We start from the raw sequence: 19,405 nt of genomic DNA, 5'->3' as shown, positions 1-19,405 counted from the left end.
CCGGCCGCGCCCCGATGCCCGTCCGCCCCCGCCCGGCCCTCCAAAATGTCAGTGTTCGAACGTATGATCGAACCATGGCGAACGTTGCGACGCACCCCCAGACCGCGCCCACCGCGCCGGCCTCGCTCACGGCGGCGGAGATCGCCGCCCTCGCGCTCTCGCTCGCGCACCTCGGCACCGGCCCGCAGGCCACCACCGCGCGCCGCGCCCTGCACACCCTCCTCGACGCCACCCCGCACGACGACGTGGTCACCACCACGCTCGCCACCCTCACCACGCCCCTGGACGTCTCCACCTCCGACCGCGCCCGCGTGGTCGCCGCCGCCATCACCGAGCACCGCGTCGTCCGGCTCTGCTACGGCGACGCCGGTGCCAACGTCACGATCCGCGAGGTCGAGCCGGTGACCTGCCTCGTGCACCGCGACCACTGGTACCTCGTCGGCTGGTGCCGCATGCGCCGCGGCGTGCGCGCCTTCCGCTTCGACCGCATCCTCGCCGTCGAGTCCACCGGCCTGCTCGCCCGGCACCGGCGAGCCGACCGCTACCTCCCCTTCCAGCGGCGCAGCACTGACTGACCGCCCCCGCCGGGGCCGCGGCGACGCGGCCCCGGTCAGACCGCCATCGTGCGGCGGACGGCGGCGGTGACCACGGTCCTCAGGTCTCCGGCCCGGGCGTAGGCGGCGCGCTGGAACCGGGCTCCGTTCCCGCGTTCCAGCACGCCGCCGAGGAGCTTGATCACGGTGTCCAGGTCGCCGGCGCGGTCGAGCGCGGGCGCCAGGTGCTCGACCAGCGTGGTGACGACCTCGCCGGCGGGGGCGGCGGTATGGGTGCGCGGGTGGACGAGGTCGCCGCGCAGGCCCGAGCGCCCGGCCCGCCACATGGCCAGGCGCACCAGGTCCGCGCGCACCGGGTCGGGCGGCTCGCTCCGCCGCCACGCGTCCGCGGCGGTGTCGACCAGCGCCCGCACGAGCGCGCCCAGCAGCACGGCGTCGTCGGCGTCCAGGCACACGTCCGCGACGCGGATCTCGACGGTCGGGTAGTGCCGTGACAGCCGGGCGTCGAAGTAGATCATGCCCTCGTCCACCAGGACGCCGGTCGCGAGCAGCGCCTCCACCGTCGTCCGGTAGGCCCTCGCCGAGCCGAACAGCTCGGTCGGGCCGCTGGAGGGCCAGCGGCCCCAGACCTGGTGCCGCCAGCTGTCGGAGCCCGTGTCGGTGCCCTGCCAGAAAGGGGAGTTCGCACTGAGCGCGAGCAGCGGGGGCAGCCACGGCCGGATCCGGTCGAGGACGGCGACGCCCTCCTCCGGGGACTCGATGCCGACGTGCACGTGGCATCCGCAGGTGAGCTGCTCGTCGGCGGTGGGCCCGAAGGCGTCGGACATCCGCAGGTAGCGGTGCGACGGAGTGAGCGACGGGCGGACGCTGACCGGCGAGGTCGCCAGCGCGGCGACGGCGGCGCCGACCCCGGCCGCCGACTGGCCCGCCGCCACCCGCGCCGACCGGACGTGGTCGGACAGCTCGCCCAGCGAGCCGCAGACCGGGGTGGCCGTCTCCAGCTGCTCCCGCTGGAGTTCGGTCTCCAGCGCGTTGGAGCGCCGCCCGCCGGTCAGGAACAGCTCGTCGTGGCGCCGGGCGTAGTGGATCACGGAGCCGGACAGGGCCTGGGGCGCACCCGACTCCGGGTCGACCAGGAGCAGCTCCTCCTCCACGCCGAACGTGCGCGCACCCGCGCGAAGTGTCACCAGACAATCCTTCCCGGCCAGCACGGATGTACGTCCCGCGAGGGGATCGTTCTGGCCGCGCGGGCATGCCTAGAATGCGCCCGCGTTGACCGAGCGCTTGGTCAAAAGGTGGTGGTATGTCCTATCTCGTCGGCCAGTGGGGAACCGGACCCGCCGGCAGGTCGTCGCTCGCGGCTCTGCTCGGACACCCCGACCTCGAACTCGCGGGGGTGGTCACCGTCGACCCCCGGCACGCCGGCGTCGACGCCGCCGAACTGGCCGGAAGCGGCCGCCCGACCCGGATCCGCGCCACCGAGGACCCGGCACCGCTCCTGGCACGGCGGCCCCACGTCGTCTGCCACACCGCCTCCCGCTCCCGGGACGTGGCAGGGGAGATCTGCCGCATCCTGGAATCGGGCACCGGCGTGGTGTCGGACGTCCTGCCCGCGCTGGTCCACCCGCCCTCCGCCGACCGGGCCCTCGTCCGCCGGCTCCGGTCCGCGTGCGCGACCGGCGGCGCCGCCTGCCTCACCCTCGGGCCCAGCCCGGCGAACGACGTGCTCCCGCTGCTGCTGAGCGGCGGCTGCCTGCGCGTGCACGGCGTCAAGGTCACCCGGTTCACCTGCCGGGACGACCCCGAGGCCGCCGCCCGGCTCGGCTTCGGCGGCCCGCTCGGGCACCGCCCGCGGATCGTCCGGCCGGGCGGGCCGGTGCGCGCGTGGGGACCGGTCGTGCGCCTGCTCGCCGAGCACCTGGCCGTGCCGCTGGACGAGGTGTCCGAGACCTACGAACTGTGCCCGGCGCCCGAGGACATCGGGAGCGTCGCCAAGGGGACCCTCGCCGGCCTGAGGTTCCAGGTGTCGGGAGTGCTGCGCGGCCGTCCCGTGATCACCGTCGAGCACGTCGCCCGGCTGCGCGCCGACATCGCCCCCCACTGGCCCGCGCCGCCGCCGGGCGGGACCGGCGGCCACCGCGTCGAGATCGACGGCGAGCCGCCCTGGCGGATGGACCTCGCGGGTCCCGCCGCGGCCGACCCGGCCGCGGCGACCGCGCTGCGCATGGTCAGCGCCGTCCCCGCCGTCGCCGAGGCGCCGCCGGGCCTGCACACCCCGCTGACCCTGCCGCCGTTCACCGGCCGGCGCCGCCTGCGCTGAGCCACGCGGAGAGCAGCGTCCCGGTCTCCTCCAGCCGGTCGACGTAGAGCATGTGCCCGGCGTCGACCTCGCTGATCACGAGGCCGGGCCCGAGCGCGGCGCGCAGTTCCACCACGAACTCGGGGCGGACGAAGTCGGCCTCCGTGGCGATGACCAGGTGGGTGGGCAGGTCCGCGGGCGGCGCCAGGTGCGGGCGCGCCATCTCCGAGTACGCGGTCACCGCGGCGGCGGGCTCGAACCGCCACCGCAGCCGCCCGTCCGGGCCGTGCTCCAGGTGCTCGGCGACCTCCTCGTCCACGGCGTCCGGCGGAGCCGCCGGCCAGTGCGCCGCCCGGTCGGCGCGCGCCTCGGCGACGTCGCCGAACGACACCGGCGCCAGGTGGCCGCGCGCCTCCCGTGCCGCCGTCGCCGGGTCGAGGCCGATGGCCGGGTCGAGCAGGAGGAGCCGCCGGACCCGCCTCGGCGCGGTCCGCGCCAGATGCAGCGCGATCATCCCGCCATAGGAGTGCCCGACGAGGTCGGCCCGCTCGACGCCCTCGGCGTCCATCATCGCCAGGACGTCGGCCACGTGCCGTTCGACGGTCCACGGCGGCTCGTGCGTCGAGCGCCCGTGCCCGCGCAGATCCGGCGCGAGGACGGAGCGGTCCGCCAGGTACCGTTCGGCGGTCCGGCGCCAGCGGGCCCCGTGCCCGCAGACCCCGTGGAGCATGACCACCGGCGCTCCGCCCGGGTCCCCGTACCGATGAACATGCAGTACCGCGTCCGCCATGGGTAAAGCGTATGCGCGCGGGCTCCGCCGCGAACGGCCTTCACCGGTCACCGGTCAGGTCAGGAACGTTCCCAGCGGACGGACGACAGGGCCAGCAGCGCCACGTGGAAGGACACGCACGACTCCACGTCGTCGAGGTCGGCGTCCAGGACCCGTTCGATGCGGCGGAGCCGCTCGTAGAAGGCGGGGCGTGACAGGTGCGCGTGCTGGGCGGCGACGGCCTTGTTCCGGCCGGATTCGAGGTACAGCTCCAGGATGCGGGTGAGGTCGCTGCCGCGCTGCGCGTCGTACTCCAGCAGGGGGCCGAGCTCGCGTTCGACGAAGGTCTGCACGCGGGCGTCGTCGCGGAGGAGGTGCAGGAGCCCGCGCAGGCGCAGGTCGGGCAGCCGGTAGTAGAGGCGGGCCCCGGAGCCGCGCGCCGCGACGTCGGCGACCTGCTCGGCCTCCAGGAAGGAGCGGCGGACGTCGCTGATCGTCTCCACCACCGACCCGGCCGCCATCACGGTGTCGCCGGACTGCTTGCGGATCCGGGTGGCGACCTCGGTGAGCGCGGTCTCCACGTCGGCGCGGGCGGGCAGGGACGCCAGGACGCCGACGCGGGCGTGCGGGCCGCCCTCGTCCAGGACGCCGACGAGCGCGGCGAGGCGCGCGTCCTTGCAGGCGGCCGCGGCCGTCTCGGCGAGCTGCGACAGCTCGCCGACGGGCGGGGCGGACCGGGACAGGGCGGGGCCGCGGTGCCGGAGCACGGCGCCGAGCAGCCGGCGGCCGGACAGCGGGACGCCGAGGGCGCGGGCGCGGGCCGCCGCCTCCTGCGGGTCGGAGTAGGCGTGCGCGAGGATCCGGGCGATGATCGTGCCGTGCGCCTGCCGCTCGACGCTCTCGGCGTGCCGGTCGAGGAGCCGGCCGAGCGCGAGGGTGGTGGCGGCCCGCTCGATCAGCACGGTCTCGCGCGGGGACGGCGGCGAGCCGAGGTCGACGATGAGCCGGCCCCAGTCCTCCCCGCGCGCGCCGACCATCGTGACCAGCCAGCCGGACGCCTCGTCGTAGCCGGTGCGGCGGCCGGGCCGGACGGCCCGCGAGCGGGTCTCCCACGCCGACAGCAGCTCGGCGGGGTCGGCGCCGCCGGCGTCCGCGGCGAGGACCTGGTGGGCGAGGTTCTCCAGCACCACCGGGTGCCCGCCGAGCGCCGCCACCTGCCGGACGACCTCGTCGGTGGAGGCGCCCTCGACCGAGAGCCGCGTGAAGATCTCGTGCAGCTGCTCGGAGGCGCGCAGCTCGGCGAACTGCTCCTGCACGATCCGGGCGTGCACCGACTCGGTGATGTCGACGAACGCGGGCTCGTGCGCCAGCACGATCACCGGCAGGCCGAACTCCTCTGCCGCGGCGATCAGCGCGGGCGGCAGCACGGTGGCGTAGCGGCGGCCGAGCTCGATCATCAGGCCGCTGACGCCGACCTCGGCGAGGTCGGCGATGTAGGCGCGCAGCCGCTCGGGCTCGTCGGGCAGCGCGATGCCGGTGGTGAGGACGAGCTCGCCGCCGTGCAGCAGGTGCGCGATGTCGGTGACCTCGGCGACGTGCACCCAGCGGACCCGGTTGCCGGTCCGGTCCGCGCCCGCGACGACGTGCGGCTGGCCGCGGCGTACCGCGTCGAGCTGGAGGACGTCGTCGACAGTGGGCAGCATCACCGGCGATGATAACCGGACAGGGTGTCAGCGGTGATGATCCGGTCGTTACAGGTTGTCAGCCGCCAGCAGACCGTTAACCGGAGGCGCCCGGTGCTGACACTCTGCGGGTGGCCGGGGCCGCCCGCGGAAACGAGACTTGGAGCATGCCGGAACACGCGAACCTGCTCCGCCGCCACCGGGCGGTCATGCCGTCCTGGATGGCGCTCAACTACCGGGACCCCATCGAGATCGTCGGCGGCGAGGGCAGCCGCGTGACCGACGCCGAGGGCAACTCCTACCTCGACTTCTTCATCGGCATCCTGACGAACATGCTCGGGTACGGCGTGCCCGAGGTCCGCGACGCGGTGGAACGGCAGCTCGCCACCGGCGTCGTCCACACCTCCACCGCGTACCTGCTGCGCGGGCAGGTGGAGCTGGCCGAGAAGATCGCGCGGCTGTCGGGCATCCCCGACGCGAAGGTGTTCTTCACCAACTCCGGGACGGAGGCCAACGAGACGGCGCTGCTGCTGGCCGCGTACGCGCGGCGCAGCGACCAGGTCCTCGCGATGCGGCAGAGCTACCACGGCCGTTCGTTCGCCGCGACGGGCGTCACCGGGAACCGCGGCTGGACGAACCTGTCGTACTCCCCGCTGGACGTCCACTTCCTGCACGGCGCCGACCGCCGGCTCCCGCAGTTCGCCGGGATGTCGGACGAGCGGTACATCGACGTGTGCGCGCAGGACCTGCGGCACGTGCTCGCCACCGCGACCGGCGGCGACGTCGCCGCGCTCATCGCCGAGCCGATCCAGGGCGTCGGCGGCTTCACGATGCCGCCCGACGGCCTGTTCGCCGCCTACAAGCGGGTCCTCGACGAGTTCGGGATCCTGTTCGTCTCCGACGAGGTGCAGACCGGCTGGGGGCGGACGGGCCAGGGGTTCTGGGGGATCGACGCCCACGGCGTCACCCCGGACGTGATCACCTTCGCCAAGGGCCTCGGCAACGGCTTCGCGGTCGGCGGCGTCGTCGCGCGCGGCGATCTCATGGACGGCCTCCACGCGGCCGGCATCTCCACGTTCGGCGGCAACCCGGTGTCGATGGCGGCCGCCAACGCCACGCTCGACTACGTCCTCGACCACGACCTGCAGGCCAACGCGGCCAGGCAGGGCCGGACGATCATCGGGGGGCTGTCGGCGGCGGCGGGCCGGTTCCCGATCGTCGCGGACGTGCGGGGCAAGGGGCTGATGTTCGCGGTCGAGCTGGCCGACCCGCGGACCGGCGAGCCGAGCCCGCCGCTCGCCGCCGCGCTGATGGAGGCGGCGCGCGAGCGGGGGCTGCTGGTCGGCAAGGGCGGCCTGTACGGCAACGTGGTGCGCATGGCGCCGCCGCTGACCCTCAGCGACGACGAGGCCGCGGAGGGCCTCGGCGTCCTGATCGCCTCGCTGGAGGCCGTGAACGAGACCGCCGTCGCCGGAGGGCGCGGGCCGACTGCTCGCCGGGAGGAAGCATGACCAAGCACGTGACGCACTGGATCGGCGGGAAGCCGTTCGGCGGGGAGAGCGGCCGGCGGGGCGACATCTTCGAGCCCGCGTCCGGGCACGCGGCCGGGACCGTCGACCTCGCCGGGCCGCGGGAGGTCGGCGCCGCCGTGGCCGCCGCGAAGGCCGCGTTCCCCGGCTGGCGGGACGCCTCGCTCTCGCAGCGCGCGAAGGTGCTGTTCCGCTTCCGCGAACTGGTGGACGCGCACTCCGGGGAACTGGCCCGGCTGATCTCGTCCGAGCACGGCAAGGTGGTCGCCGACGCGGCGGGCGAGGTCGCCCGCGGGCTGGAGGTCGCCGAGTTCGCCTGCGGTATCCCGCACCTGCTCAAGGGAGGGTTCTCGGAGAACGTCTCCTCGCGGGTGGACGCCTACTCGATCCTCCAGCCGGTCGGCGTGGCCGCCGGGATCACCCCGTTCAACTTCCCGGCGATGGTGCCGATGTGGATGTTCCCGGTCGCGATCGCGTGCGGGAACACGTTCGTGCTCAAGCCGTCCGAGAAGGACCCGTCGGCGTCGGTCCGGCTCGCCGAGCTGTGGGCCGAGGCGGGGCTGCCGGACGGAGTGTTCAACGTCCTGCACGGCGACAGGGAGGCGGTGGACGGCCTGCTGCGCCATCCGGACGTCAAGGCGGTCAGCTTCGTCGGCTCCACCCCGATCGCGCGCCACGTCTACGAGACGGCGGCGGCGAACGGCAAGCGGGTGCAGGCGCTCGGCGGGGCCAAGAACCACATGCTCGTGCTGCCGGACGCCGACCTCGACCTCGCGGCGGACGCCGCGGTGTCGGCCGGCTTCGGGTCGGCGGGGGAGCGGTGCATGGCGATCTCCGTCGTCGTCGCCGTGGACCCGGTCGGGGACGAGCTGACGGCCAAGATCAAGGAGCGCGTCGCCGGGCTGAGGGTCGGCCCGGGCGACCACCCCGAGTCGCAGATGGGGCCGCTCGTCACGAAGGCGCACCGGGACAGGGTGGCCTCCTACCTGGACGGCGCCGTCGCGCAGGGCGCCACGCTCGCCGTCGACGGGCGCGACCCGGACGTGCTGGGCGGCGCCGGCGAGGGGTTCTGGCTCGGCCCGGCCGTCCTCGACCACGTCACCCCGGACATGGACGCCTACAAGGACGAGATCTTCGGCCCGGTGCTGTCGGTCGTGCGGGCCGGGTCCTACGACGCGGCCATGGAACTGATCTCCGCCAACCCCTACGGCAACGGGACCGCGATCTTCACCGACGACGGCGGGGCGGCGCGGCGCTTCCAGAACGAGGTGGAGGTCGGCATGGTCGGCGTGAACGTGCCGATCCCGGTGCCGATGGCCTACTACTCGTTCGGCGGCTGGAAGGACTCGCTGTTCGGCGACAGCCACGTCCACGGCATGGAGGGCGTCCACTTCTACACCCGGACGAAGGCCGTCACGGCGCGCTGGCCCGACCCGTCCCACGGCGGGGTGAACCTGGGCTTCCCCACCGGCGGTTGAGGAGCCGCGGGAATTACCTACCGAGCGCGTTTTTCCGTTGTCAATTTTCGTCCGGCACGGCCGGGCGAATAATGGCTCCACCCCATTGACTGGCTCTGTGTCCGGCGACACAATCTGACTGTCTCCCTTAATTGATGCGAATTCAAAAGTCAGGGTCGGCAGTCAGAAACCCGTGGTCCCCGGGCCGCGGGCCGGTGGAGCCGGATGTGCAGGAGCCGCGCTATGACCGCAGGCGACCACGCCGCCGAAGTGGACGCGCTCGGAAGGCGATTCCCGGGCTGGACCATTTGGTTCGGCCTGTTCACCGGCCATTGGTGGGCGCTGCCGCCCCGGGACCGCGACGTCGGGGACTTCCTCGAGGCCGAGACTCCGCAGCGGCTCATCGCGCGGATCGAGGTGGTCTCGGGCGCCGCTCCGGCGCGGCGGGCGGCCGGCGGGCCCCCGCCCCCCGGCGGCCGTCCCCGGCCGTTCCATGACACCCGGCAGGACGTGCGGCGTCCCTCGAACCTCCTCCGTCTCGAGGGCGTCACACCGCCGCCGTCCGGCCGGGTACCGGTGATCGCGTGGCCGGGCGGCACCGCACGGTGATCCGCTGTTCCCCACCCCCACCACGCCCACCGGTGCCGCCGCGGCCCCGGGCAGGACGCAGGCCCGCGCCATATCCTCTCCAGCAACCTCCGTGTATGGCGCGGACGCCAGCACCCACCGTCCTTCCGGGGCCCGGCGGACTCCCTCTCCGTGACCGGGCCGGAAATTCGCAGCAAAGCGCGCGGCAATGGTCATGGCACTGTCACCCTTGGGAAAGCCCGCCGGGCGACAGTTGAGTCGCGATCTTCGGTAATTCCGGCCGCACCGGCCATGGGTCGGCGGGAAAATTCCGCGAAACCGGCGATCACATCGCCGGCGTCCGCCGCGACCCGCGCATCGGCGGCCGGAGGCCTCCGGCGCCGCCGTCCGCGAGCGGGGTCCGTGCGCCCGGCGGCCACGGAGACGCTACGCTGCGCCGACGGGCCCGTTCGTGAGGGGGAGGGCCCTGGCACGGATCGGGAGCGACATGCGGCGCAGGGCCACGGCACGGGTCAGGACGACGACGGCCCTGGCGGCGGCCGCGGCGCTCGGCGCCGCCTTGCTCGGCGCGTGCAGCGGCGGGGACGACAAGCCCGTCGGCGTCGCCAAGGTGGTGAGCACCCTCGGCCCCGGCGAGGGGACGCTGAACCTCCTCACGCTGCCCGGCTGGGTGGAGAGCGGCGGCACCGACCCGCGCGTGGACTGGGTCACGCCCTTCCAGGAGCGCACCGGCTGCAAGATCGGTATGAAGGTCGTCAAGACGGCCGAGGAGATGGCCGACCTCATGCGCGACGGGAACCGCCGCTACGACGGCGTCGCCGCGCCACCGGAGGTCGCCGGGCGGCTGGTCGAGGAGAACCAGGTCGTCCCGATCAACCCCGACCTCGTGGACGGCTACAAGAAGCTCGAACCGAAGCTGCGCAAGCTCCTGGAGCGCGACGGCAAGCACTACGGCCTGCCGTACGTGTGGGGCTCCAACCTGCTGATGTACGACGCCCGGACCGTGCCGCCGCCGGCGAGCTGGGCCGCGCTGTTCGACCCCGGCCAGGCCCGCCGCTACGCCGGGAAGATCGTCATGCGGGACAGCCCGCTCGCGATCGCCGAGGCCGCGCTCTACCTCAAGGGCCGGCAGCGCAAGCTCAAGATCCGCGACCCCTACGCGCTGACGCCGGCGCAGCTCGCCGCGGCCGGGCGGGTCCTGGCCCGGCAGCGTCCGTACGTGGGGGAGTACTGGGACCTTCCTGCCGACGCCGTCAGCGCGTTCGCCGGGGGCCGGGCGGTGCTCGGCCAGGGGTGGCCCTACCACGTGGACGTGCTGAACCGCGCGTCGCGGCCCGTCCAGGGCGTCATCCCCTCGGAGGGCGCGACCGGGTGGATGGACGCGTGGATGATCGGCGCCAGGGTCCAGCACCCCAACTGCATGTACCAGTGGCTCCAGTGGACGGCCTCGCCGGACGTCCAGCAGCAGGTCGCCGAGTGGACGGGGGTGGCGCCCGCCAACCCGCAGGCGTGCTCGGGCGACCGCCTCAAGTCCGGGTTCTGCGCCGCCTACCACGTCGGCGACCGCGACTACCTCAACAAGATCGTCTTCGCGCACGCGCCGTCGAAGGCGTGCGGCGGCGAGTCGGGCAAGAAGGACTGCACCGACTACGCGGAGTGGACGCGGACCTGGATCCAGGCCACCAAGGCCTGAGGCCCGCGCGGGAGTCTCTCCGGCGCGCCCGACCGCCCCCAGCCGGGCGCGCCTGACGGGTGGTCCCGGGCTTCCCCCCGAAACGCCCAGGTCACCCTCTCCCTGGAGAGACCTCCATGACGGCGGCGCCTGCCGCCGTCCGCGCCGGCGGCGGCTCCCCCACCGCCGGTCCGGCGCCCGTGAGCGGCTCCCGGGGGCCCCGCCGTGCGCGGGGTACCGGCGGGGCGGGTGCGCAGTCGTCGCACGCGAACACCCCTGACGAGTCCGGCAGGCGGCCGACGCGGACGCGCGGCCGGGGCCACCTCTTGCGGCAGACGACGCACGCGTCGCCCAGGCGCTGAGCCGTGCTCAACCCTCGCGGGTCGACGACCGGCTCGCCCGTCTGGCCCATGTCTCCATCCCCCCGGTGGGAGTCGCCTTCACAGCCTCCTTTATAGGCGGGCAAGCGTGTTGTCGCCGCTACGGAAGGTGAAAAGGGCGGCAAAGCCTCACGTGTCGCCCTGCGGGTCGCGGACCCTCGGGGTATGCGCGGCAGCCGGTGCTGCGGGGGCGCCGGTCCATGACCGCCTTTCGGCAGGTTATGCGGTGACCGGCCAGGCGCTTTGCCCTCTTTTGGGTGGTGCGTACGTACAAAGGAAGCATGTCGGCCAGGAACGTCGATGATCGGCGAGTCCGGCCGCCCAGGCCCCGCCCCCTGCGGGCGCGTGTGACGTCGGCGACGGTCGCCGCACTCGGCTCACTCATGGTGGCCGCGGTGGCGGTGGCGGCCGCCGTTCTCTACGCGCTCGCCGGTGTGGGCCGCCCCGGGGTGCTCGCGGCCGTCATGGCCGCGCTGGCGGCGGTGGCCGTCGCGTCGGCCCGCTGGGGGGTGGCGCACTCCGCGCGGGGGGCGCTCCGGCCGGTGAAACGGCTCCGGCGGGAGCTGGAGAGGCTCGCCGGGGACGGCGGGTCCGGGCGCGTCGCCGTCCCCGCCACGGGAGACGAGGCGGAGCGGCTGGCCGAGCGCGTCAACGAGCTGCTCGCCCGGCTGGAGGACGCGGTCGAGCAGCGGCGCGCGTTCATCTCCGACGCCTCGCACGAGCTGCGCACGCCGATCACCGGGCTGCGCACCCGCATCGAGCTGGCCCTCGCCGCCCCCGACGACGGCGACGCCGTGGACACCCTGCGCCGCTCCCTGGCCGACATCGACCGGCTGCACCGGATCGTCGAGGACCTCCTCGTCCTCGCCCGCATCGACTCCGGCGACATCCCCGCCCAGGAGGCCATCGACCTCGGGGCGCTGGTGGAGGCGGAGGCCGGGCTGCGCAGCCCGCCCGTCCCGATGGTGGTGAAGGTCGAGCCGGGCCTCATCGTCGGAGGCAACCGGCAGCGGCTCGGCCGCGCGGTGCGCAACCTGCTCGCCAACGCCGAGCGCTACGCCGCCGCGCAGATCGAGGTCGAGGCGCGCGCCGACGGCGACGGGGCCGTCGTCGAGGTGCACGACGACGGCCCGGGCATCCCGTTCGCCGACCGGGACCGCGTCTTCGAGCGCTTCGCCCGCCTGGACCCGGCCCGCAGCCGCGACAAGGGCGGCAGCGGCCTCGGCCTTCCGATCGCGCGGGAGATCGCCGCCGCCCACGGCGGGACCGTGCGGGTCGCCGACGGTGCCTACGGCGCCCGGCTCGTGCTCTGGCTCCCGCTCGCCCGCTGACTCAGCGGAACGCCGCGAGGTTCTCCTCGGCCCATCGCGCGAAGGACCGGGCCGGGCGTCCGAGCACCTTCCGCACGTCGGGGCTGACGCGACGCTCGGCCTCGGTCGGCTCGCCGAGGATGTCGAGGGTGCCGTCGACGACCGGCGCGGGCATGAACGCCGTCATCTGCGCCCGGGCCTCCTCCCGGGTCTGCTCGGTGAACGCCACCGGCTCGCCGAGCGCGTCGCCGATCGTCCGCGCCCGTTCCCGCGGCGTGACCGGGGCGGGCCCGGTCAGCTCGTAGACGCGCTCCTCGTGCCCGCCCTCCCGCAGGACCGCGGCCGCGACCTCGGCGATGTCGGACGGGTGGACGAACGGCAGTGCGACGTCGGCGAACGGCGCCGCGGCCGCCCGGTGGGCGCGGATCGGCTCCGCCCACGCGAACGCGTTGCTGTCGAAGCCGCCGGGCCGCAGGATCGTCCAGGCGACCCCCGACTCCCGGACGGCGTCCTCGAACGCCCGGAGGTGGCTGTGGCCGTGCGCCGTCGGGCGCGTTCCGGCGCCCTGGGACGACATCAGGACGACCCGCTCCACACCGGCGGACTTCACCACGTCCAGGACGGCACGCGGGTCCAGGTCCTCGGGCGAGCCGAGCAGGGGCCCGGCGATGAGCAGGAAGAGCGCGTCCGCCCCGTCGAGGACGGGCCGGAGGGTCTCCGGCTCGGCGAGGTCGGCCGCGCGGTGCGCGACGCCCTCGGGCAGGTCGCCGGGATCGGTGCGCGACACCGCCGTCACCCGCTCGCCCGCCTCGGCCAGCGCCCGCACGAGCGGCCGCCCGACGTTCCCCGTGGCACCCATGACAACGATCATTGCTTTCTCCCTCTGAGCTGCACTGACACCGCCCGAGGGCGGTGCCGTCGCGGTGCGACCCGGCGAAGCTAGCATCCTCGGTATAGTAGGTACCTAGAAGAAAGTGACTACCCGGGAGGTCGCGAGGATGAACGCCGAGACCGGGGAGGCGCTCGACGCCGAGCTGGCCTGCCCGATCGCTCCGGTGGTCGACATCGTCTTCAGCCGCTGGACGACGCCGATCCTCTGGACGCTGCACGAGTACGGGCGCCAGCGGTTCGTGGAGCTCCAGCGCCGCATCGCCACGATCACGCCGAAGGTGCTGACCCAGCGCCTGCGGCAGATGGAGCGCGACGGGCTCGTCGTCCGCACCTACCACCCGGAGGTGCCGCCGCGCGTCGAGTACGAGATCAGCGAGCTGGGCGGCAGTCTCGCGCCGCTGTTCGCGGCCCTCACGGAGTGGTCCGCCGAGAACCTGGAGAAGGTCGAGCGGGCGCGGAGCGCCTACGACGAGGGCGAGGGCTGAGACCGGGGCCGCGACGGGGAGGCGGAGCGGTGTCCGCGCCCTCCCGGGGCGGCCGATGCCCGACAATGGACGCGTGATGACTCCTTCAAGGCCCGACGCGGCCGCCCGCGAGCTGGTCGTCCTCGGCTCCACCGGTTCGATCGGCACCCAGGCGCTGGACGTGGTCCGCCGCAACCCCGGCCGGTTCCGGGTGACGGGGCTGGCGGCCGGCGGCGGGCGGGTGGACCTGCTGGCCGAGCAGGCGCTGGAGTTCCGCCCCGAGGTCGTCGCGGTGGCCAGGGCGTCCGCCGCGCAGGAGCTCCAGCTCGCCTTCTACGCCGAGGCCAAGAAGCGCGGCTACGCCTCCGGGGACTACCCCATCCCCAAGATCGTGGCAGGCCCCGACGCGGTCGCCGAGGTCGCCGCCTGGCCGTGCGAGGTCGTGCTGAACGGCGTGACCGGCGCCCTCGGCCTCGCCTCGACGCTGGCCGCGCTGGACGCGGGGCGCACGCTCGCCCTCGCCAACAAGGAGTCGCTCATCGTCGGCGGCCCCCTCGTCAAGGAGCGGGCGCGTCCGGGGCAGATCGTGCCCGTCGACTCCGAGCACTCGGCGCTCGCCCAGTGCCTGCGCGGCGGGCGGGCCGAGGAGGTGCGGCGGCTCGTGCTGACCGCGAGCGGCGGGCCCTTCCGGGGGCGCCCCCGCGACGAGCTGGGGGACGTCACCCCCGAGCAGGCGCTGAACCACCCGACCTGGGACATGGGCCCGGTCGTCACGATCAACTCCGCGACCCTGGTCAACAAGGGCCTGGAGGTCATCGAGGCGCACCTGCTCTTCGACGTCCCGATGGACCGCATCGAGGTCATGGTGCACCCGCAGTCGGTCATCCACTCGATGGTCGAGTTCACCGACGGCTCCACGCTGGCGCAGGCGAGCCCGCCCGACATGCGGCTGCCGATCGCGCTCGGCCTCGACTGGCCCGACCGGGTGCCGGACGCCGCGCCCGGCGTCGACTGGACCAGGGCGCACACCTGGGAGCTGTTCCCCCTCGACGACGAGGCGTTCCCCGCCGTCGCGCTGGCGCGCCGCGCCGGTGAGCTGGGCGGGACGGTCCCCGCCGTCTACAACGCCGCCAACGAGGAGTGTGTGGACGCCTTCCGCGCGGAACGGCTCCCGTTCCTCGGGATAGTCGACACTGTCGCGCGGGTAATGGAGGAGCACGGTTCGGGCACCACCGGAGGCCTGACGCTCGACGACGTCCTCGCCGCGGACGCCTGGGCGCGGACCAGGGCCAGGGAGCTGACCGCGACCGCCTGACCCGGGGACCCGCCTCGGGAGGAATCTCGGAGGGGACCCGATGGCCTTCTTCCTCGGCGCGGCGGCGTTCGTGGTGGCACTGCTGGTCTCGGTGATGCTCCACGAGGGCGGGCACCTGCTCACCGCCAAGCGCTACGGGATGAAGGCCACGCAGTACTTCGTGGGTTTCGGCCCGACCCTGTGGTCCACCCGCCGGGGCGAGACCGAGTACGGCGTGAAGGCGGTCCCGCTCGGCGGCTTCGTCAAGATCGTCGGCTACACGCCGCTGGAGGAGATCCCCGCGGCCGACCGCCCGCGCGCGTTCTACCGGCAGCCCGCCGGCCGCCGCGCGGTCGTCATCTCCGCCGGGGTGGCCGCCAACTTCGCGTTCGCGTTCCTGCTGCTCATGGTGATGGCCATGACGATCGGCGTGCGCGAGGCCGGCACGGTGACCAGCACCGTCGACCAGATCACGACCTGCGTGCCCGCCTCGCTGTCCGGCGGCTGCGGCGGGGACCGGCCGCCGTCCCCCGCCGCGCGGGCCGGGCTGCGCGCGGGCGACCGCGTCGTCTCGTTCGACGGCGCTCCAGTCTCCGACTGGGCCGCGCTCACCAGGGCGATCGACGCGGCGAAGCCCGGCCAGACGGTGACGGCGGTGGTCGCGCGGCCGGGAGCGCCGCGGCCGGTGACACTGCCGATCACGCTCGCGGACGTGGACGGGCGGCCGTTCGTCGGCATCTCGCCGAAGGTCGTCGGGGCCGGGTACGAGCGGACCGGGCCGCTCAACGCCGCCGTGTTCGCCGGGCAGGGCATCGGCCGCATCGTCGCCGGCATCGGGCACGCCGCGGCCGACCTTCCCTCCGCGCTTCCGAAGCTGTTCTCGCCCGAGCGGGGGAGCACGCCCGGCGGCCAGGTCGGCAGCGTGGTCGGCGCCACCGAGGTGTCCGGGCAGATCTTCTCCGCCCGGGCCTCCGCCCGCGACAAGATCGCCCTCTACCTCTCGCTGGTCGTCTCGGTGAACGTCTTCCTCGGCGCGCTCAACGTGCTGCCCCTGCTCCCGCTGGACGGCGGGCACCTCGCGGTCGTCGCCTACGAGCGGGCGCGGGCCGGCGTCAACCGGATCAGGGGGCGGCCGGATCCGGGCACCGTGGACATGACCCGGCTCCTGCCCTTGACATACCTGGCCGTCCTGTTGCTGGTGGGTTTCGGGGTGCTGCTGATCCTCGCCGACGTGCTCAACCCCCTCCGACTACCGTAATGACGTGAAACGTTTACCGAGTGTGCTCAAATGGTCACACTGGTGGAAGCCGGGTGCCGTCAACTCAGCCGCGCGGGGCACCTAGGCTTTGTACGGGGCCGAAAATTGAGGAGAGGGATGAGCGTTTCACTGGGTATACCGAGCGTCCGCGGCGAAGGCGACGGGCAGGGGGCGCCGGGTCCGATCGCGCCCCGCCGCAGATCCCGGCAGATCATGGTCGGCGGCGTCCCGGTGGGCGGCGACGCCCCCGTGTCGGTGCAGTCGATGACCACGACCCTCACCGCCGACGTGAACGCCACGCTCCAGCAGATCGCGGAGCTGACCGCGTCGGGGTGCCAGATCGTCCGCGTCGCCGTGCCGTCGCAGGACGACGCCGAGGCGCTGCCGGCGATCGCGCGCAAGTCGCCGATCCCCGTCATCGCCGACATCCACTTCCAGCCCAAGTACGTGTTCGCGGCGATCGACGCCGGCTGCGCGGCGGTCCGCGTCAACCCGGGCAACATCAAGAAGTTCGACGACCGGATCGGCGAGATCGCCCGCGCCGCCAAGGACGCGGGCGTGCCGATCCGCATCGGGGTCAACGCCGGCTCCCTCGACAAGCGCCTGCTGGAGAAGTACGGCAGGGCCACCCCCGACGCGCTGGTGGAGTCGGCGCTGTGGGAGTGCTCGCTGTTCGAGGAGCACGACTTCCGTGACATCAAGATCTCGGTCAAGCACAACGACCCGGTCGTGATGATCGAGGCGTACCGGAAGCTGGCGGCGGCCTGCGAGTACCCGCTGCACCTCGGCGTCACCGAGGCGGGGCCGGCGTTCCAGGGCACGATCAAGTCGGCGGTCGCGTTCGGCGCGCTGCTGGCGGAGGGCATCGGCGACACGATCCGGGTGTCGCTGTCCGCGCCGCCGGTCGAGGAGGTCAAGGTCGGCACGGCGATCCTGGAGTCGCTCGGGCTGCGCAAGCGCGGCCTGGAGATCGTCTCCTGCCCCTCCTGCGGCCGCGCGCAGGTGGACGTGTACACGCTGGCCGAGCAGGTCACCGCCGGGCTGAAGGACTTCCCGGTGCCGCTGCGCGTCGCCGTGATGGGCTGCGTGGTGAACGGGCCCGGCGAGGCCCGCGAGGCCGACCTCGGCGTCGCGTCGGGCAACGGCAAGGGCCAGATCTTCGTCAAGGGCGAGGTCGTCAAGACCGTCCCCGAGGCGCAGATCGTCGAGACCCTGATCGAGGAGGCGATGCGCATCGCCGACGAGATGGGCATCGAGATCGCCGAGGACGGCACGGTCTCCGGACCGGGCGCCGAAGTGGTGGTCGGCTGACACCCGCGCTCCGGCCGGTGCTCCGGCCGGCGCCGTAGCGCGCCTTCGAGGCCCCGGGTCCCGCGACCCGGGGCCTTTTCGTGTGCCCGGAACCCCTCCCGGAGCTGGGCATCCGCGACCGGAACGTCCGGAGTTGTCACAGAGTTCCGCTGATCTTGTCACGATTCCGCATCCACTCTGATGGCCCCCTGTCGGGCGGTATGCCAGAACCGCCACAATCTTCACTCATTTACCCGTATGTCTGACTCAACCGGAGTCGGCACGATAGGGGGATATGTGAAGAGGACTGTTGTCGTGGCCGCGGTGGCCGGGCTCGGTCTCACCGGTCTCGGCGCCACAAGCGCACAGGCCGCGAGCCCCTCCGCCGGAACGGCCGGAGGATTCAACCCCTCGGCGGCCCAGTGGCACGCCTGCCCCGCGGACTTCGTCCAGACGGTGCACGACCTGTACGACGGGCTGTACCCCGTCTCCAAGATCGTCCAGTGCGCCGAGCTGTCGGTGCCGATGGACTACGCCAAGCCGCAGGGCAAGAAGATCACGATCCAGCTCACCAGGACGCCGCACACCGGCTCCGGTGCGGCCAAGGGCGACATCGTGGTCAACCCCGGCGGACCGGGCGGCGGCGGCGCGCTGTTCGGGCCGCGGGTGTTCGCGCAGAACTCCGCCCCGATGCGCGAGGCCTACAACGTCATCGGCTTCGACCCGCGCGGCGTCGGTATGAGCGTCCCGGCCCTGAGCTGCGACCCGAACTACACCAACGCCCCGCGCCCGGACTACGGCACCGGTGACCGCAAGTCGGTCGCCACCTGGCTGAAGCTGTCCAAGGGCTACGCCGAGGCGTGCGGCAAGGCCGACACGACCGGGCTGCTCAACCACATCAAGACGATCGACTCGGTCAACGACGTGGAGTCGATCCGCCGGGCGCTCGGCAACAAGAAGCTCGACTACTACGGCGCCTCCTACGGCACCTACCTCGGCTCCACCTACGCCACCGTCTACCCCAAGAACGTCGGGAAGATGGTGCTGGACGGCAACGTCGGCCCCTCCGACGCCTGGTACGAGGCCAACCTCAACCAGGACGCCCAGTTCGACATCAACATCGACTACTACTTCGGCTGGGTCGCCAAGTACGACTCGGTGTACCACCTCGGTACCACGCAGAAGCAGGTCCGGAGCTTCTTCTACGACCTGCGCGCGAAGCTCAAGAACAAGCCGGTCTACTACACCGACCCTGACAGCGGGCAGACCCTCGCCGTCGGGCCGGACGAGCTGACCGACGTGATCCTGAACGCCGGGTACCGGCGCAGCCAGGCCATCTGGCACGGGTACGCGTCCGGCCTGTCGGCGTACAAGTCGGGCGACACCGCCACGTTCGCGGGGACGTTCGGCGCGCCGACCACCGGCGGCTCCGACGACAACGGCTACGCCGTCTACCTCGGCGTGCAGTGCACCGACGTCCAGTGGCCGCTGAGCTGGAACAAGTGGCAGCGCGACAACGAGCGGGTCAACAGGAAGCACCCGTTCGAGACCTGGGGCAACGCCTGGTACAACGCCCCGTGCCTGTACTGGCCCGCCAAGGCCGGCAAGCCGGTGAACATCGGTCACACCCGCGACCTGCCGCGCAACATCCTCATGTTCCAGTCGACCGCGGACGCGGCCACGCCGTACGCGGGCGCGCTGGAGATGCACCGCAGGCTCAAGGGCTCGCGCCTGGTCGTCCAGGACGGCGACCGCACGCACTGCATCGTGCACCGCGGCTCCGCCCAGGTGGACGCCTACTTCGACGCCTACTTCCTGCGGGGAGAGCGTCCGGAGCGGAGCACCGTCCACGTCCCGCAGCTCGGTGACCCGAAGCCGCCGTCGACGGCGACCGCCAGGACGCTGAGCGGCGGCGCGCAGAAGGCCGCGCGGCTCAAGGCCGACGTCATCCGCTGACGCCGGTAGCAG

16 protein-coding genes are annotated in these 19,405 nt (G+C 73.5%); 12 read left to right on the top strand and 4 right to left on the bottom strand.

Annotated features, from left to right (window positions below):
• The first annotated feature begins 74 nt into the window (after positions 1–74).
• Positions 75–575 (top strand): helix-turn-helix transcriptional regulator, encoded by a 501-nt coding sequence (locus BJY14_RS09645; RefSeq protein WP_179843292.1) that lies wholly within the window; start codon positions 75–77, stop codon positions 573–575.
• Positions 576–610: 35 nt separating this feature from the next.
• Here the strand turns inward: BJY14_RS09645 and BJY14_RS09640 are convergent, their stop codons facing one another.
• On the bottom strand, positions 611–1,741 hold the full coding sequence (locus tag BJY14_RS09640; RefSeq protein ID WP_312879097.1) for a glutamate--cysteine ligase: 1,131 nt from the start codon (positions 1,739–1,741) through the stop codon (positions 611–613).
• Positions 1,742–1,857: 116 nt separating this feature from the next.
• On the opposite strand from BJY14_RS09640, the gene BJY14_RS09635 reads away from it, so the two are divergent.
• Positions 1,858–2,874 carry an NAD(P)H-dependent amine dehydrogenase family protein gene (locus BJY14_RS09635; RefSeq protein WP_179843291.1) on the top strand — a complete coding sequence of 339 codons (1,017 nt, stop codon included), beginning with the start codon at positions 1,858–1,860 and terminating at the stop codon, positions 2,872–2,874.
• Here the strand turns inward: BJY14_RS09635 and BJY14_RS09630 are convergent.
• Complete coding sequence (locus BJY14_RS09630) at positions 2,849–3,643, bottom strand: alpha/beta fold hydrolase (RefSeq protein WP_179843290.1); 795 nt, start codon at positions 3,641–3,643, stop codon at positions 2,849–2,851. The two genes, BJY14_RS09635 and BJY14_RS09630, sit on opposite strands and share 26 nt — an antisense overlap.
• 59 nt (positions 3,644–3,702) lie before the next feature.
• Positions 3,703–5,325 carry a PucR family transcriptional regulator gene (locus BJY14_RS09625; protein WP_179843289.1) on the bottom strand — a complete coding sequence of 541 codons (1,623 nt, stop codon included), beginning with the start codon at positions 5,323–5,325 and terminating at the stop codon, positions 3,703–3,705.
• A gap of 146 nt (positions 5,326–5,471) precedes the next feature.
• Here BJY14_RS09625 and BJY14_RS09620 point away from each other — a divergent pair, with 146 nt between their 5' ends.
• The 5 genes from BJY14_RS09620 (at position 5,472) to BJY14_RS09600 (ending at position 12,261) form a co-directional block, all read left to right on the top strand.
• On the top strand, positions 5,472–6,815 hold the full coding sequence (locus tag BJY14_RS09620; RefSeq protein ID WP_179843288.1) for an aspartate aminotransferase family protein: 1,344 nt from the start codon (positions 5,472–5,474) through the stop codon (positions 6,813–6,815).
• Positions 6,812–8,311: a CoA-acylating methylmalonate-semialdehyde dehydrogenase gene (locus tag BJY14_RS09615; RefSeq protein WP_179843287.1), complete on the top strand. Its 1,500-nt coding sequence runs from the start codon at positions 6,812–6,814 to the stop codon at positions 8,309–8,311. Before BJY14_RS09620 ends, BJY14_RS09615 begins: the two co-directional genes overlap by 4 nt.
• A 222-nt stretch (positions 8,312–8,533) precedes the next feature.
• Positions 8,534–8,899, top strand: a complete 366-nt coding sequence (locus BJY14_RS09610) for a hypothetical protein (RefSeq protein WP_179843286.1) — start codon at positions 8,534–8,536, stop codon at positions 8,897–8,899.
• A 466-nt stretch (positions 8,900–9,365) separates the two neighbouring features.
• The gene (locus BJY14_RS09605) at positions 9,366–10,571 is read left to right on the top strand and encodes an ABC transporter substrate-binding protein (RefSeq protein ID WP_179843285.1); all 1,206 of its coding nucleotides are present in this window, start codon (positions 9,366–9,368) and stop codon (positions 10,569–10,571) included.
• Positions 10,572–11,211: 640 nt separating this feature from the next.
• The gene (locus BJY14_RS09600) at positions 11,212–12,261 is read left to right on the top strand and encodes a sensor histidine kinase (protein ID WP_179843284.1); all 1,050 of its coding nucleotides are present in this window, start codon (positions 11,212–11,214) and stop codon (positions 12,259–12,261) included.
• Position 12,262: 1 nt separating this feature from the next.
• Here BJY14_RS09600 and BJY14_RS09595 read toward each other — a convergent pair whose 3' ends face one another.
• A complete protein-coding gene (locus BJY14_RS09595; RefSeq protein WP_179843283.1) occupies positions 12,263–13,111 on the bottom strand; it encodes an NAD(P)H-binding protein in 849 nt (282 codons plus the stop codon).
• Positions 13,112–13,238: 127 nt separating this feature from the next.
• Between BJY14_RS09595 and BJY14_RS09590 the strand changes: the two genes are divergently transcribed.
• From BJY14_RS09590 to BJY14_RS09570, 5 genes are all read left to right on the top strand, one after another.
• Positions 13,239–13,616, top strand: coding sequence for a winged helix-turn-helix transcriptional regulator (locus BJY14_RS09590; protein WP_179843282.1), 378 nt, complete (start codon positions 13,239–13,241; stop codon positions 13,614–13,616).
• Between the two features lie 55 nt (positions 13,617–13,671).
• Entirely contained in the window at positions 13,672–14,910 is a 1,239-nt protein-coding gene (dxr, locus tag BJY14_RS09585; RefSeq protein ID WP_218905243.1) for a 1-deoxy-D-xylulose-5-phosphate reductoisomerase, read from the top strand.
• A gap of 40 nt (positions 14,911–14,950) precedes the next feature.
• On the top strand, positions 14,951–16,147 hold the full coding sequence (locus tag BJY14_RS09580; protein ID WP_179843281.1) for a M50 family metallopeptidase: 1,197 nt from the start codon (positions 14,951–14,953) through the stop codon (positions 16,145–16,147).
• A 117-nt stretch (positions 16,148–16,264) separates the two neighbouring features.
• Positions 16,265–17,458: a flavodoxin-dependent (E)-4-hydroxy-3-methylbut-2-enyl-diphosphate synthase gene (gene ispG, locus BJY14_RS09575; RefSeq protein ID WP_179843280.1), complete on the top strand. Its 1,194-nt coding sequence runs from the start codon at positions 16,265–16,267 to the stop codon at positions 17,456–17,458.
• 276 nt (positions 17,459–17,734) lie between these two features.
• Positions 17,735–19,393 (top strand): alpha/beta hydrolase, encoded by a 1,659-nt coding sequence (locus BJY14_RS09570; protein WP_179843279.1) that lies wholly within the window; start codon positions 17,735–17,737, stop codon positions 19,391–19,393.
• Positions 19,394–19,405 lie beyond the last annotated feature (12 nt).

Source organism: Actinomadura luteofluorescens (genome assembly GCF_013409365.1).
Taxonomy (GTDB): domain Bacteria; phylum Actinomycetota; class Actinomycetes; order Streptosporangiales; family Streptosporangiaceae; genus Spirillospora; species Spirillospora luteofluorescens.
The sequence above is the reverse complement of the archived record's forward strand: the minus strand, read 5'-3'. Positions and strand labels throughout refer to the sequence as shown.

Excerpts from the sequence above, each read along its gene's own strand:
- BJY14_RS09630 (WP_179843290.1), bottom strand. The coding sequence starts at position 3,643 with ATGGCGGACGCGGTACTGCATGTTCATCGGTACGGGGACCCGGGCGGA.
- BJY14_RS09600 (WP_179843284.1), top strand. The coding sequence starts at position 11,212 with ATGTCGGCCAGGAACGTCGATGATCGGCGAGTCCGGCCGCCCAGGCCC.
- ispG (WP_179843280.1), top strand. The coding sequence starts at position 16,265 with ATGAGCGTTTCACTGGGTATACCGAGCGTCCGCGGCGAAGGCGACGGG.
- BJY14_RS09635 (WP_179843291.1), top strand. The coding sequence starts at position 1,858 with ATGTCCTATCTCGTCGGCCAGTGGGGAACCGGACCCGCCGGCAGGTCG.
- BJY14_RS09610 (WP_179843286.1), top strand. The coding sequence starts at position 8,534 with ATGACCGCAGGCGACCACGCCGCCGAAGTGGACGCGCTCGGAAGGCGA.
- BJY14_RS09595 (WP_179843283.1), bottom strand. The coding sequence starts at position 13,111 with ATGATCGTTGTCATGGGTGCCACGGGGAACGTCGGGCGGCCGCTCGTG.
- BJY14_RS09605 (WP_179843285.1), top strand. The coding sequence starts at position 9,366 with ATGCGGCGCAGGGCCACGGCACGGGTCAGGACGACGACGGCCCTGGCG.
- BJY14_RS09620 (WP_179843288.1), top strand. The coding sequence starts at position 5,472 with ATGCCGGAACACGCGAACCTGCTCCGCCGCCACCGGGCGGTCATGCCG.
- BJY14_RS09580 (WP_179843281.1), top strand. The coding sequence starts at position 14,951 with ATGGCCTTCTTCCTCGGCGCGGCGGCGTTCGTGGTGGCACTGCTGGTC.
- BJY14_RS09615 (WP_179843287.1), top strand. The coding sequence starts at position 6,812 with ATGACCAAGCACGTGACGCACTGGATCGGCGGGAAGCCGTTCGGCGGG.
- BJY14_RS09625 (WP_179843289.1), bottom strand. The coding sequence starts at position 5,325 with ATGCTGCCCACTGTCGACGACGTCCTCCAGCTCGACGCGGTACGCCGC.
- BJY14_RS09590 (WP_179843282.1), top strand. The coding sequence starts at position 13,239 with ATGAACGCCGAGACCGGGGAGGCGCTCGACGCCGAGCTGGCCTGCCCG.
- dxr (WP_218905243.1), top strand. The coding sequence starts at position 13,672 with ATGCCCGACAATGGACGCGTGATGACTCCTTCAAGGCCCGACGCGGCC.
- BJY14_RS09645 (WP_179843292.1), top strand. The coding sequence starts at position 75 with ATGGCGAACGTTGCGACGCACCCCCAGACCGCGCCCACCGCGCCGGCC.